Below are 13,936 nucleotides of genomic sequence, written 5' to 3'. Positions count from 1 at the left end.
TAAACTTCCGTTTACCTGTTCTTTTTTTAATCCCCACTTGAATAATTCCTTTCGTATCACCTATTAATCCCTTGATAGGACTACTTTCCGCATAAAAAAGTGAATAATAAATGAACCTATGGCTGCGGTACTCATAACGGATATCATAGGCCAGGCAGATTGATTGTGTAAGACACTAACCATCGCCGAAGCGAAGGCTCCAATACCCATCTGAATACAACCCAAAAGTGCAGAGGCACTGCCAGCTAAGGGGCGCATTGGCGCCATCGCAATAGCAGAAGTGTTTGGGAAAATAAACCCATAGCCAAATAAGAAACAAAAAATTAAAAGAATCATGTTCCAAATTTGAAGATTGCCAGTAGCAAGTACCATGATCATGATTATACCGATGAAAGCCTGCCAAAGATTCGCAAGAAAACTAATCTGCGGACTTGTCCATCGTTTTAAAAGCCATCGATTTAATTGCGTAGCAATAATCATGGCCGAAGCAACAAAAGCAAAAGCAAGCCCATATTCTCCTTTCGTTAATCCGAAATACTGTTGCATCAGGTAGGGCGAACCTGCCAAATAAGCATAGGTAGCAGAAGAGGCGATAGATCCAATGATTGTGTAGGATATAAACGTTTTATTGATTAGTACAGACCAAAAGCTTTTCATTATTGCTTTAGGTGCTAGTGAAAACGATTTATTGCCTGGATTACTTTCAGGAAGAAAGAACTGCGTTCCTAGGAAAATGATGATTGCTAGGATCGTTAAGAATAGAAAGATGTAATGCCAATCCACATGGCTTAACATAAATGCACCAATACTTGGAGCAAGTATGGGCGAAATACCTATCACTAACATTAACAAACTGAATACCCTCGCTGCTTCTCGACTGTTGTAATAATCTGTAACCATAGCTCGAGCGCCCACCATACCACCACAGGAACCAATAGCCTGTAAAAACCGAAGCGCAATCAAATGATTAATATCTCTAGTGAAAATACATAGTGCAGATGCAACGATGTAAATGCCTAAGCCTACCAGTAGCGGTTTTTTTCTGCCAAATCGGTCTAGAAGTGGGCCATACACAAGTTGTCCCAATGCGATACCGATAAAGTAACTGGTTAATGTAAATTGCACCTTTTCAATAGAGGTGTTAAAATCTACGGCTATTACTTCAAAAGCCGGTAGATATAAATCGATAGAAAATGGCCCAATGGCAGATAATAAACCTAATAGGAGTAAGGTCACTTTCCTGTTTTCTTTTAGTTTCTTCATCGATTATTGGTATTAAAAAAGCCCTACCATACGGTAGGGCTGCATATTTTATTTTTTAACTTGTTCATTTGTTTTTCTAAACAGCAGAAAGATTCCTGCCAGAATAAACGGAATACTTAATAATTGTCCCATATTGAGAAACATGCCATTTTCAAAATCTACCTGATCAAGTTTGATGAATTCAATAAAGAATCGCGCACTGAATAATAATATAAAAAACAGACCGAACAACTTGCCAGGTTTCGGATTTTTGTTTTTTTGATACATAATCCAAAGGATGACGAATATAACAATATAGGCAAGAGCTTCATACAATTGTGCAGGATGTCTAGGGAGATTATCTTCTTGTTGAAAAATGATGGCCCAAGGTAGATTTGAAGGGCTTCCTATCATCTCCGAATTGAAGAAATTACCAATACGAATAAATGCACCTGCTACTGGTACAGTAAGTACTAAGCGATCTGCAATCCAAATAAAATTTGTTTTAGTATTCTTTGCAAAATACCATAATGCAATTAATATACCGATGGCTCCACCATGACTGGCAAGGCCTGTAAACCCTGTTAATTTCCAATCGTTATTAATTTTTTGGAAGGGAACAAAAATTTCCACAAAATGTTCACGATAATACGCCCAATCGTAAAAGAAACAATGCCCTAACCGAGCACCTATTAATGTGCCTATAAAAATATAAATCGTTAATTTATCTAATAATTCCTGCGATTTCCCTTCCCGTTTAAATACATTAAGCATAATAATATAGGAAAACATAAAAGCGAGTAACCAACAGATGGAATAATATCGAATTCCAAAAGAACCAATTTCAAAAATTTCAGGTTTTGGATTCCAAGTAATAAAGTTTAAAATTTCGAACATAGAGTGTAAATATGTGCAGTAAATATAAGGTTTCGGTTTTTATTTTTGCCATAATTCAAGAAATACTTATTTTGCAAACTTAATTTGTAATTATGGCTAAAAAGACCAAAACAGAAGAACCAAAAGCGGGGATAGTCACAGCAGATTCTTTGGCTTTTTTTGAGAAATATATAAATAACCCTTCCCCAACAGGATATGAATGGGCGGGTCAGCGCTTGTGGTTGGATTATTTAAAACCATATGTGGACGATACTTACATTGATCATTATGGTACTGCAGTGGGTATCATAAACCCAGAGGCTAAATACCGCGTCGTTATTGAGGCACATGCCGATGAAATATCGTGGTACGTCAATTATATTAGTAAAGATGGGTTGATATATGTGATCCGAAATGGCGGTTCTGACCATCAAATTGCTCCCTCAAAGCGTGTGAATATCCATACCGATAAAGGGATTGTAAAGGCAGTATTTGGTTGGCCAGCTATTCATACGCGTTCTGGTGAAAAAGAAGAGTCACCAACTTTAAAAAACATCTTTCTAGATTGCGGCTGTACTTCGAAAGAAGAAGTGGAAGAGTTAGGTATACATGTAGGTTGTGTGATTACCTATGAGGATGAATTTATGTTGTTGAACGATCGGTATTATGTAGGTCGAGCAATGGATAATCGAGCTGGGGGTTTTATGATCGCTGAGGTCGCTCGTTTATTAAAAGAGAATAAAAAGAAATTACCTTTTGGTTTGTACATCGTGAATTCTGTACAAGAAGAAATCGGCTTGCGTGGTGCAGAGATGATTTCCCAATTTATCAAACCCAATGTTGCAATCGTAACCGATGTAACACACGATACGAATACACCAATGATCAATAAAATTACCCAAGGTGATTTAGCCTGTGGAAAAGGACCGGTGGTGTCTTATGCACCGGCCGTTCAAATCAATCTTAATCGTCAACTTATCGAAGTAGCGCAAAAAAATAATATCCCTATCCAACGTCAGGCCTCATCCAGATTTACTGGAACAGATACAGATGCTTTTGCTTATTCCAATGGTGGGGTGCCATCTGCGTTAATATCTTTACCTTTGCGATACATGCACACCACAGTCGAGATGATTCATAAGGAAGATGTCGATAATGTCATCAAACTCATTTATGAAATGGTTTTATCCATTCAAGATGGGCAAGATTTTAGAACATTTAGTAAATAAAGAATTAGAAATTAAAAAACAATGGATAACAATAATTTAAATAATCCTGACGGTCAAGAAATCAGTATAGAATTAACGGAGGAAATTGCAGAAGGGATATATTCCAACCTAGCTATTATTACGCATTCACATACCGAGTTTGTGGTTGATTTTATACGGTTGATGCCTGGAATAAACAAAGCCAAAGTGAAATCACGTATTATATTGACTCCTGAACATGCGAAACAATTAATGAAAGCATTACAGGACAATATCAATCGATTTGAAAGTATTAATGGCACTATCAGTACGAAAGACTTTCCTTTTCCAATGAATTTTGGAGGAGCAAAAGGCGAGGCATAAGCCGCTTACTTTTATAAAAATAGATAAAGCAGGACTAATTTAGTCCTGCTTTTTTGTTTAGTCCTCATGGTATAAGCCTCTTCAGTTCCCCTGTTGAACTCCAGCTTTTAGGACTGTCAGTATTCAAAAGGCTTGTCATTGATATAGATCTCCTACGGATCTCCTTTGGATCTTCTTCGGATCTTTTACAGATTTCAAGCGTATGCATTCGAATGAAATCCCTATAAAATCCCTGTAAAATCCCTATCAAAAGCGGTAAAATTAATTCTTAACTCGAAAAAAGGTGAGGATTTATCAGAAGTTCAATCTTGGAATGGGATTTGATTTAGTTATGCTATTAGCCTGTTGAAATAAGGATTTTATCAAAATTGAAAATTATGGATATTAAAGTAAGAAATCTTAGTAAGAAAGATTATAAGGATTTAAAAACCTCTATGGCTGAGGCGTATCATGGTTTAGGAGATGTTTGGACGAAAGAAAATATCGTGGATTTAGTTGATATATTTCCGGATGGTCAGATTGCTGTAGAAGTGGATGGTAAAGTGGTGGCATGTGCGCTTTCTTTAATATTGAATTCTCAAAAAACCAATATTTACGATAAATACTACGCCATTATCGACGATGGCAAATTTAATAAACACGATGATGATGGCGATACCTTGTATGGCATAGAAGTTTTTGTGCATCCGGATTTTCGGTCTTTGCGTTTGGGCCGTCGGCTTTATGATGCTCGAAAAGAACTATGCGAGCAAATGAATTTGCAAAGAATCATTGCTGGAGGAAGAATTCCTAATTATCATAATTATTCGGAGCAAATGACTCCGCGTACTTATATTGAAAAAGTGAAAAGAAAGGAAATATACGATCCAACATTAACTTTTCAATTGTCCAATGATTTTCACGTCAAAAAAATCATTAAAAATTATTTGCCTGAAGACAATGAATCCATGGAGGTTGCGACTTTGTTAGAATGGTTAAATATTTATTATGAACCCTCCGCAAAATCGTATTCTGCATCCAAACAAACGATTCGATTGGGTTTAGTGCAGTGGCAGATGCGGTCTTTCAAAGATTTGCAGGAATTTTATGATCAGGTGGAATTTTTTGTGGATTCCGTGAGTGATTACGGTGCTGATTTTATCATGTTTCCTGAATTCTTTAATACCCCATTAATGAGTCCATATAATGAGTTGCCTGAGCGCTTGGCTATGGAGAAACTCGCTGAGCATAGCAAAGATATTATCGAGCGCATTCAACAATTTGCGGTATCGTATAATGTGAATATTATTGCGGGTTCTATGCCTTTGATGGAGCGAGGGAAGCTGTACAATGTGAGTTATTTATGCCACAGAAATGGCAGTTTAGATTTTTTTAAGAAAATTCACATTACACCCAATGAATATAAATATTACGGATTAGTTGGGGGGAGTGAGGTAAAAGTTTTCGATACAGATTGCGGTAAAGTAGGCCTGTTAATATGTTACGATGTGGAGTTTCCAGAATTAGGTAGAATATTAGCCGACCAGGGCATGCAGATATTATTTGTGCCCTACATGACGGATACTCAAAATGGGTATATCCGTGTACGCAGTTGTGCCCAAGCCCGAGCGATAGAAAATGAATGTTATGTGGCTATTGCAGGTTCTGTAGGTAATTTGCCCCGTGTGAATAATATGGATATCCAATATTCGCAATCGGCCGTATTTACACCATCGGATTTTGCCTTTCCAAATAATGCCATCAAAGCCGAAGCCACGCCCAATACGGAGATGGTACTGATTGCCGACGTAGACTTGTATGCCTTGCGCGACCTGCATGAGTATGGAACTGTAAAAATTCTACAGGATCGTAGAAAAGATTTGTATGAAGTGAAATTGCTTAAATAATCTGTTAGCGCTTAGCGCTGAATTGGGAGGCTGATGATCCTTAAAATACTTCAGGACCTATATAACCACTGAGTAAATGATTTTAATGGTGAATTGGGTATTGATTGTTCACCATTAGCAGGTAAATCAAAATTGATTATTACACTTCAGTTACTCAGTAGTTTTATGCACTACCTAAACGAATCTAGGTCTTCTTTTTATGCTTTATGTTAAAGTGGTCTTATCCATATATTTCGGAAAGAGACTAAATCTCCATGGTCTTGTAAGCCGATAGGGCCTGCACCGTGTGCTTTCATTTTAGGTAATCCAATGAATTCGGTCGTACCCTCCAGTTCTGTATTGTTTTGAACTAATACCCCATTGTGAAGCACCGTTACGGTTCCTTTTTTGATTAAGTGTCCATCCTTATTAAAGCGAGGAGCTGTGTACACGATGTCATAAGTATGCCATTCGCCAGCAGCTTTTCTAGCTTCTACCAAAGGAGGTCTTTGTTTGTAAATACTTCCAGCCTGTCCATTGGTGTAAGTTTTATTATTGTTATTATCTAAGATTTGCAATTCGTAAATTCCTTGTAAGAATAATCCGGAATTTCCTCTTCCTTGGCCTTCGCCTTTAATCAGCTCTGGGCTTTTCCACTCTATATGCAATTGGAAGTCTTCAAATGTTTGTTTAGTTTGAATTCCACCAGTGCCAGGTTTAACCGTAAAGGTATTGTTTGCAATGGTCCATTGAGGACTTGTGCTGCCATCTTTATCACTCACCCAAGCATTTAAGTTTGTTCCATCAAATAACACGATCGCATCACTTGGTGCTGCGTTTGCTTTCGTGCTGACTACACGAGGTACAGGTTCGTAAAATTCAGTGTCTTGAGGTTGAAATTTGGTTTGAGCACTTGCCATTCCTGCAACACCCAATAGTGCAATCAAAATAAATTGTCTTTTCATTGGTTTAAGATTAATTGTGTTAATATAAGAATATTCCTTATTTTTAATATCATAAAATCTGAATACTTTAATTCCAATGGCAGAAATAACTCAAAAAATAGCACTAGATCAAGTTCGATTTTACTCACCTATTGGGTTTTATGATGAAGAACAAATCTTAGGAAATGAATTTTTTGTTTCTATAGCTGTTAGTTTTCCGTTTAAAAATCCAGACACGGAAGACTTAAACAACACCATTAATTACGAGGAATTGTATAGAATTCTTTTGGAGGTCATGAGTCCTAAACGCAAATTACTGGAATCAGCTGCAGAAGATATATTAAATCGAGTATTAGAAGAATATGCTTTTGTCGATCTCATTGATGTAACTATACGCAAAGTAAATCCTCCTTTTGGGGGAGATTTAGCGAATTCTGTTGTTTCCCTTCATTTTCAAAGAAATTAACAAGTCTTTTTTTTCTTTTTTGTTTTATATAACTGTCAATAAATCAGTTTGTTTGCTGTATTACAAGACATTTTGTCTGTATTGTAATTGTTTTTAATGACAATATGTCTTACAATCTTTTGTATTCTTGTTTGGTACATGGATTGAATAGAGATTACTAACAATAGAAAAAATTAGTTTTAAAAATTATTAAAGAAGGAAAATATGGCACTATTAAAATTACCTGGAAAATCGTATAATACAGATGCGGTAAATCCATTTGTTAACAATGTATTTGACAACTTATTTAACGAAACGTTCATTAGTGATCGTTTAGTAACTCGAGTTCCTGCAGTGAATATTACGGAAAGTGTCGAAGGTTTTAGTATAGAATTAGCAGCACCAGGATTAAAAAAATCTGATTTCAAAATTAATGTAGACAAAAACATCATGTCTATTTCTGTAGAAAAGAAAGAAGAGCAAACAGAAGATACTAAAGTGTATAGCAAAAAAGAATTTAGCTATACCTCTTTTTCAAGATCTTTTACTTTGCCAGAGGTAGTAGATTATGCAAGTATTGATGCGAGTTACGAAGATGGTGTGCTTGCCATAAAAATTGGTAAAAAAGAAGAAGCTATTATAGCGAAAAGATTAATAGAGGTTAAATAGGATTAATTGTGGTTAGTTGATGTGGGCAGTGTTTAGGCACTGCCCATTTTTTTTTGAACAAAAATTATATTCACATCAGAATTGTCATATTATTGTCTGAAAGTAATTTATTGTTTTTATTACTTAACAGTGTTAAGTAATTTTATTTTGCCATGAATACTAAAAGTAAAAAAGAACAGCATAAGGTTGACCTGCGTCAAGTGATCATCGAAGCAGCAAAAAAGTTGTTTTCAGAAGATGGCTATCAGGCGACGAGCATTCGCCGAATAGCAAAAGCAATAGGTTATAGCCCAACGACGATATACCTATATTTTAAAGATAAGAACGATATTTTTTATGCTTTGCATCAGGCTGGTTTTATCATGCTAAGGAATCGATTTTTACCCTTAGCCGTTGTGGAAGATCCTTTCGAACGATTAAAAGCCTTAGGTAAAAATTACATTGATTTTGCTGTTCAAAATCCAGAATATTACGCAGTTATGTTTTTGATGTCAGAGCCATTTCAATACCTGGAGAATCATTGTGTAGATCAAGATTGGCCAGAAGGAGAGCGTGTTTTTGAATTTTTAGAAGGTACCATTCAGGAATGTCAAGGTAAGGGATATTTCAAAGACCAAGCTTACGAGATGGTTGCGCTGCAAGCTTGGAGTTCCGTACACGGATTAGCGACATTAGCCATCACTAAACATTTATTAAAAATTGTGGATATAAAAGAGATGCCAGTAGTTCCTGAACAATTACTTGATGCTATTTTTGACGTATACGTTTCCTTTTTAGAAGGGAAGAAATAATTTTTTTGCTATGAACTTAACAGTGTTAATAAATTTTAAAGCTGCCTCTTACCTGTTTTTGCTTGTTGTTATCAGCATGGTTCCTACCCTTAGTAAAGCGCAAGATGATCTGCTCAGGGCTTATATTCAACATGGCTTAGATAGTAATTTAGTCGTGTTAGAGAAAAATATAAGTATGGAGAAGGCACTCAATGGATTAGCAGTAGCTAGATCCTATTACTTACCGCAAATAACTGCTGATGTAATGTATACCCATGCCGAAGGAGGTCGATCTATAAATTTACCGATAGGTGATCTCATAAATCCGATTTACACGACTTTAAATCAGCTCACCAATAGTCAATCCTTTCCTCAAATAACTAATGAACAAATCAATTTCTTGCCAAAACATTATTATGATGCAAAAGTTAGAACCAGCATACCACTGCTAAATACCGACATCAAACATCAGAAGCGTATACAAGAAGGAATGCTAATACTTTCACAACAAGAAGTGATGCGTTATAAGCGTGAATTGGTTAAGGATATAAAGATTGCCTATTATAATTACTTAAGTGCTATTGAATTGCATGAAATTTACGGCAATGCACTTGAATTAGCGAAGGAAGGCAGGCGGGTGAATGAAAAACTGCTGGAGGCAGGCAAGGGTTTACCGGCCTATGTAATTCGAGCAAATGCTGAAATAGCACAGCATGAATCTAAACTGGTGGAAGCCGAGCAACAAATAAAAAATGCAAGGAGCTATTTTAACATGCTGTTGAATCGAAGGGCAGATACGGAAATAAAAGTGGCCCCAAATCCGGTAGAGCGCGCAGAACAATTGGCTGACGTATCTTTTTCAAAAATTGCTGAACGCGAGGAGATACAATCCTTAACTAAAACCATCGAAATACAAGAAACCCTAGTACAAATGAGTAAGCAGGTTTATGTCCCAAAGTTAAATGCCTTTTTAGATGTAGGTGCTCAATCGGAGGGTATGCGCCTGCACAGTCGATCTCCCTATGTCATGGTCGGTGCACAATTGAAATTCCCAATATTTGAGGGCAATCGTAATAAATTGAAAATTCAAGAGCAGCTCTTAACGGTTGCCGAATCAACAAATAAGCTCTCGCAAGTACAGCAACAATTGGAATTTTCAGAACAAATGGCTAAGAATGAACTCGAAGCCATGCATAAGAATTTTAAGAGTACCCAAATTCAAGTGGATGCAGCTTCTACTTACCAACGGTTAATTGTTCGTGGGTTTAATGAAGGAGTCAATACCTATTTGGAAACTATCGATGCAAGAACCCAATTGACGCAAGCAAAAATGAGCTTAAACATTGCTGCCTATAAATTATTGGCAGCACAAGCCAAATTAGAAAGAGAACAAGCAACTTTTCCAATACAGTAAATTATGAGACATTTACATCGCTTTATGAGCCTATTCGCTTCAGCTGTTTTATTGATGGCCTGTCAACCTAAACAGCGACAAAATCCTTTGGATATTCTAGACACCATCCTTGTCAAAACAGTGAGCTTAGCACAGGCGGGCTCTACCTCTTTTATTGATGCTACAGGAGTATTTAGTACCGACGATGAAACCTTGTTAGGATTTAAAAATGGAGGGGTCATTGCCCGTATTAAAGTCAAGGAGGGAGATGCTGTCCGCAAAGGGCAATTATTGGCTTCGGTGCACAGTTCGGAAGTTGATGCACGTGCTGGGCAAGTCGATTTGGCGGTAGAAAAAGCTAAACGAGATTATGATCGTGCAAAAAAATTATACCAAGATAGTGTTGCCACATTGGAACAAGTACAAAATGCGAAAACGGCTTTTGAAGTCGCCCAACAAGATATAAAAACAGTGAGTTTCAATCAGCAATACAGCCATATCTATGCACCAGAATCGGGTTTTGTATTAGCGAAATTAGCCAACGAGGGTCAAGTCGTAGGTCCGGGAACTCCAGTATTGCAGGTTAATGGCGCTGCCAAAGGGATTTGGTATTTGAAGGTCGGAGTAAGTGATGAGCAATGGTCTCGAATCCGAAAAGGCGATCCAGCCCATATAAATACAGACGCCTATCCGCAGGATACGATACCTGCGAGGGTGGCCAAGAAATCGGAGGGGATAGATCCGCAATCGGGCACTTTTACCATTTATTTGGAAATCCTTCCGCAGTCCAGGTATAAATTGGCTTCCGGGATATTTGGTCGTGCTAAAATTCAGACGTCAACCATATCTTCGGGACAATCCTGGTCCATACCCTATGCTGCATTGATGAATGCAGATGGAAATCAAGGTTATGTTTTTATAAGCGAGGATGGGAAAGTAGCGAAAAGGCTTGCTGTTCAAATCGATCGTATATTGGAAGATCAGGTGCTGATAAGCAAAGGTTTAGAAGGAGTACAAGAGCTCATTACCTCGGGGAGTCCATATTTAAAAGACGGTTCTTCCATACGTATCATTAAATAGATAGGATCTTATGAGTATGATAAAATACCCCATAAAAAATTACCAATTCACCCTGATCATGGTGCTATTGATCGTGGTAGTTTCTATTTCCTCTTTATTAACTATGCCACGAGCGGAAGATCCCGATATGAATGCGGTCATCTTTCCTGTCGTTGTAATCCATCCGGGTACCAACCCGAAAGATATGGAACAACTCATTGTAAAACCATTAGAAACTCGATTTTATGGTTTAGATCATATTAAAACACTAAAAACCACTATTCATAATAGTGTGGCGATTTTTGCTATCGAGTTTGATTATGGGATCAATTACAATGAGAAATACCAAGAAATAGTGCGGGAGTTGAATGCGGCTAGTCCGGAGCTACCTGATAATTTATATAAAGCCGAAGTACTAAAAATAGATCCTACTATGGTTAGTGTGCTACAGGTGGCTCTCGTTTCAGAAACAGCGTCGAAAGCAGTGATGAAGCAATTATCCGATCAGTTAAAGCAAGAATTAGAAAAGATATCAAGCTTAAAAAACATCCAAGTATCGGGTTTGCCTGACCAACAAATACGAATAGACCTCAATCAATCGAAGTTGGCCGAGCTTAAGATACCGATGAACCGAGTAATTCAAGCTATTCAAAGTGAAAATCAAAATATTCCTGCCGGTAGTGTCACTGCAGGAACGCAGACGTATAGTGTGACGAGTTCTGGAAACTACAAATCCATTCAAGAAATAGAGCATACCATTATATCGAGTGCGTCTGGTAAAAATATTCTATTAAAAGATGTCGCATCCATTTATACCAGTTTTGCGAATAGTACACACACTACTCGGTTGAATGGGTATCAAAGTGTGTTGATCAATGCGGCTCAAAAACAGGGGATGAATATTTCTGAAACTCAAAAAGCCTATCAACAAGTTTTAGAAAAATTTGAAAAAACATTGCCTGAGCAGGTGTCAATGAAATTAAGCTTTGATCAAGCGGAGAATGTAAATAAGCGACTTAGTGGGTTAAGTTTAGATTTTGGAATAGCTATATTTTTAGTGTTAATTACTTTATTGCCATTAGGTTTGCGTGCTTCCTTAGTGGTTATGTTTGCGATTCCATTATCCTTGGGTATCGGAGTTATTGCTATGAATTTCTTTGGTTACTCGCTCAATCAATTAAGCATAGTTGGTTTTGTCGTTGCATTGGGACTCGTGGTTGATGATAGTATTGTGGTGGTTGAAAATATAGAACGATGGCTCCGGGAAGGGTATTCTAAAATGGAAGCAGCTATAAAAGGAACGGAACAAATAGGTATGGCGGTTTTGGGTTGTACCGTAACCCTAGTTATTGCATTTATGCCTTTGGTTTTTATGCCGGAGATGGCTGGAGATTTTATTCGTAGCCTTCCTATAGCGGTTATTTCCTCGGTTATCGGATCGATGTTTATAGCTTTATTCGTAGTGCCATTTATAGCAAGCAAGGTTTTAAAACCTCATCAACATGAAGGTGGCAATATTATCTTGCGGACCATGCAATCCATTATCCATAAAAGTTATGGCGCCTTGTTGGACAAAGCTTTGAAACATCCTGCGCGAACTACTATTATTGCTTTAGGCATATTTTTGGCGTCTTTGGCTTTAATTCCGTGGGTTGGATTTAGTTTATTTCCTCCCTCCGAAAAACCTCAATTTATGATCCATATTCAAAGTGCGTTGCAATCTAATTTGCAAACGACCGATGAAATAAGCCGGGCTATAGAGGAGGAATTGAAAGAGATAGCAGAGATTAAATACTTTACCACCAATGTAGGGAAAGGTAATCCTCGAATTTATTACAATATGCAACAGGCAAATGAGAATCCGGCAATTGCAGAAATATTTGTTCAGCTCCATGAGGATGTAAATTACAAGGAAAAGGTAAAAATTATAGAAAGCTTGAAAAAACGGTGGGCATCCTATCTGGGTGCAAAGGTGGAGGTTCGAGATTTTGAACAAGGTGTTCCAGTGCTATCTCCAGTAGAGGTAAGGATTATTGGAGATAATTTGGATACTCTACAAAAACTGTCTCTTCAAGTGGAGGAATTATTGATAAAAACAGCTGGAACGGCCTATGTAAATAATCCGATAAAGAGCAATAAAACCGATATAAAGGTGGATATACAGCAGGATAAGGCGATGGCTTTAGGTATTCCTTCGGCGGCTATTGATCAAACACTACGTGTTGCATTGTCTGGGTATACCGTAGGAACGTATTCGGATCCTAATATGGATAATAATGATTATGCTATTGTGGTGACTGTGCCTAGAGGCAAGGAAGCCAATATAAAAACGTTAGATGGTATTATGGTGGATAATGTGGCGGGAACTGCCATCCCAATTCAACAAATAGCGAAGTTAACGTTCGAAGAATCACCTGCCAATATTTATCATAAAAATAAGGTGCGCGTCGTATCTGTAAATTCCTTTGTGCAAAAAGGCTTTGGCAATGATGAGGTGATTCAAGATGTCATTAAACAAATGGATCATTTTGATTTCCCAGACGGATATTCCTACGAAATGGGAGGGGAAGTGGAAAGTCGGGAAGCTGCTTTCGGGGGCTTTGGGACAATTATATTGATTACGGTATTTATGTTTATAGCGGTATTGGTGTTGGAATTTAAAACTTTTAAAAGCACTTTAATTGTTTTGTCAGTGATTCCACTAGGGATTGTGGGTGCAGTAATTGCTTTATTATTGACCGGAAATACCTTATCCTTTGTTGCAACGATTGGAATTGTGGCATTGGCAGGTATAGAGGTTAAGAATACCATTTTATTGGTTGATTTTACCAATCAATTACGAAGAGAGGGTTTGGAATTAAATACAGCTATTGAGAAGGCTGGTGAGCTTCGGTTTTTACCCATTATTCTGACTTCTTTAACCGCAATTGGTGGATTATTACCGATAGCGATGTCTTCTAATCCCTTGATTTCTCCTTTAGCCATCGTGATGATAGGAGGATTAATTAGTTCAACGCTATTATCTAGGATTGTAACTCCAGTAGTTTATAAATTAATACCGCCAAAAATAGCATTAGATTAATCAGGTTTTGCTCATTGAAT

At 37.4% G+C, this 13,936-nt stretch carries 12 protein-coding genes; 9 read left to right on the top strand and 3 right to left on the bottom strand.

Features of this window, described 5'->3' with window-relative positions; all coding sequences use genetic code 11:
• Positions 1-63: 63 nt before the first annotated feature.
• Positions 64-1,263, bottom strand: coding sequence for a multidrug effflux MFS transporter (locus tag ACFRAE_RS01545; protein WP_422795351.1), 1,200 nt, complete (start codon positions 1,261-1,263; stop codon positions 64-66).
• A 48-nt stretch (positions 1,264-1,311) separates the two neighbouring features.
• A complete protein-coding gene (lgt, locus tag ACFRAE_RS01540) occupies positions 1,312-2,139 on the bottom strand; it encodes a prolipoprotein diacylglyceryl transferase (RefSeq protein WP_422795350.1) in 828 nt (275 codons plus the stop codon).
• Between the two features lie 92 nt (positions 2,140-2,231).
• On the opposite strand from lgt, the gene ACFRAE_RS01535 reads away from it, so the two are divergent.
• The 3 genes from ACFRAE_RS01535 to ACFRAE_RS01525 all read left to right on the top strand — a co-directional run bounded on the left by ACFRAE_RS01535 (position 2,232) and on the right by ACFRAE_RS01525 (position 5,575).
• Entirely contained in the window at positions 2,232-3,347 is a 1,116-nt protein-coding gene (locus ACFRAE_RS01535; RefSeq protein WP_422795349.1) for a M42 family metallopeptidase, read from the top strand.
• 21 nt (positions 3,348-3,368) lie between these two features.
• Positions 3,369-3,689, top strand: a complete 321-nt coding sequence (locus ACFRAE_RS01530) for a DUF3467 domain-containing protein (protein WP_422795348.1) — start codon at positions 3,369-3,371, stop codon at positions 3,687-3,689.
• Between the two features lie 377 nt (positions 3,690-4,066).
• Positions 4,067-5,575 (top strand): GNAT family N-acetyltransferase, encoded by a 1,509-nt coding sequence (locus ACFRAE_RS01525; RefSeq protein ID WP_422795347.1) that lies wholly within the window; start codon positions 4,067-4,069, stop codon positions 5,573-5,575.
• Between the two features lie 209 nt (positions 5,576-5,784).
• Here ACFRAE_RS01525 and ACFRAE_RS01520 read toward each other — a convergent pair whose 3' ends face one another.
• Positions 5,785-6,519 carry a 3-keto-disaccharide hydrolase gene (locus ACFRAE_RS01520; RefSeq protein WP_422795346.1) on the bottom strand — a complete coding sequence of 245 codons (735 nt, stop codon included), beginning with the start codon at positions 6,517-6,519 and terminating at the stop codon, positions 5,785-5,787.
• A 76-nt stretch (positions 6,520-6,595) separates the two neighbouring features.
• On the opposite strand from ACFRAE_RS01520, the gene folB reads away from it, so the two are divergent.
• The 6 genes from folB (at position 6,596) to ACFRAE_RS01490 (ending at position 13,916) form a co-directional block, all read left to right on the top strand.
• Positions 6,596-6,964, top strand: coding sequence for a dihydroneopterin aldolase (folB, locus tag ACFRAE_RS01515; protein ID WP_422795345.1), 369 nt, complete (start codon positions 6,596-6,598; stop codon positions 6,962-6,964).
• A 204-nt stretch (positions 6,965-7,168) separates the two neighbouring features.
• Positions 7,169-7,612: an Hsp20/alpha crystallin family protein gene (locus ACFRAE_RS01510; RefSeq protein ID WP_422795344.1), complete on the top strand. Its 444-nt coding sequence runs from the start codon at positions 7,169-7,171 to the stop codon at positions 7,610-7,612.
• Between the two features lie 152 nt (positions 7,613-7,764).
• Positions 7,765-8,403, top strand: a complete 639-nt coding sequence (locus ACFRAE_RS01505) for a TetR/AcrR family transcriptional regulator (RefSeq protein ID WP_422795343.1) — start codon at positions 7,765-7,767, stop codon at positions 8,401-8,403.
• A 10-nt stretch (positions 8,404-8,413) separates the two neighbouring features.
• Positions 8,414-9,796: a TolC family protein gene (locus tag ACFRAE_RS01500; protein ID WP_422795342.1), complete on the top strand. Its 1,383-nt coding sequence runs from the start codon at positions 8,414-8,416 to the stop codon at positions 9,794-9,796.
• 3 nt (positions 9,797-9,799) lie between these two features.
• Positions 9,800-10,855 carry an efflux RND transporter periplasmic adaptor subunit gene (locus ACFRAE_RS01495; protein WP_422795341.1) on the top strand — a complete coding sequence of 352 codons (1,056 nt, stop codon included), beginning with the start codon at positions 9,800-9,802 and terminating at the stop codon, positions 10,853-10,855.
• A 10-nt stretch (positions 10,856-10,865) separates the two neighbouring features.
• Positions 10,866-13,916, top strand: a complete 3,051-nt coding sequence (locus tag ACFRAE_RS01490; RefSeq protein WP_422795340.1) for an efflux RND transporter permease subunit — start codon at positions 10,866-10,868, stop codon at positions 13,914-13,916.
• Positions 13,917-13,936: the final 20 nt, after the last annotated feature.

The organism is Sphingobacterium sp. HJSM2_6 (assembly GCF_049316305.1).
In the GTDB taxonomy this organism is placed as follows: Bacteria; Bacteroidota; Bacteroidia; order Sphingobacteriales; family Sphingobacteriaceae; genus Sphingobacterium.
This window is presented reverse-complemented; position numbering and strand designations above follow the sequence as displayed.

Bases quoted from the DNA above. Each gene is read 5' to 3' on its own strand.
- lgt (WP_422795350.1), bottom strand. From the start codon at position 2,139: ATGTTCGAAATTTTAAACTTTATTACTTGGAATCCAAAACCTGAAATT.
- ACFRAE_RS01530 (WP_422795348.1), top strand. From the start codon at position 3,369: ATGGATAACAATAATTTAAATAATCCTGACGGTCAAGAAATCAGTATA.
- ACFRAE_RS01490 (WP_422795340.1), top strand. From the start codon at position 10,866: ATGAGTATGATAAAATACCCCATAAAAAATTACCAATTCACCCTGATC.
- ACFRAE_RS01510 (WP_422795344.1), top strand. From the start codon at position 7,169: ATGGCACTATTAAAATTACCTGGAAAATCGTATAATACAGATGCGGTA.
- ACFRAE_RS01535 (WP_422795349.1), top strand. From the start codon at position 2,232: ATGGCTAAAAAGACCAAAACAGAAGAACCAAAAGCGGGGATAGTCACA.
- folB (WP_422795345.1), top strand. From the start codon at position 6,596: ATGGCAGAAATAACTCAAAAAATAGCACTAGATCAAGTTCGATTTTAC.
- ACFRAE_RS01525 (WP_422795347.1), top strand. From the start codon at position 4,067: ATGGATATTAAAGTAAGAAATCTTAGTAAGAAAGATTATAAGGATTTA.
- ACFRAE_RS01505 (WP_422795343.1), top strand. From the start codon at position 7,765: ATGAATACTAAAAGTAAAAAAGAACAGCATAAGGTTGACCTGCGTCAA.
- ACFRAE_RS01520 (WP_422795346.1), bottom strand. From the start codon at position 6,519: ATGAAAAGACAATTTATTTTGATTGCACTATTGGGTGTTGCAGGAATG.
- ACFRAE_RS01500 (WP_422795342.1), top strand. From the start codon at position 8,414: ATGAACTTAACAGTGTTAATAAATTTTAAAGCTGCCTCTTACCTGTTT.
- ACFRAE_RS01545 (WP_422795351.1), bottom strand. From the start codon at position 1,263: ATGAAGAAACTAAAAGAAAACAGGAAAGTGACCTTACTCCTATTAGGT.
- ACFRAE_RS01495 (WP_422795341.1), top strand. From the start codon at position 9,800: ATGAGACATTTACATCGCTTTATGAGCCTATTCGCTTCAGCTGTTTTA.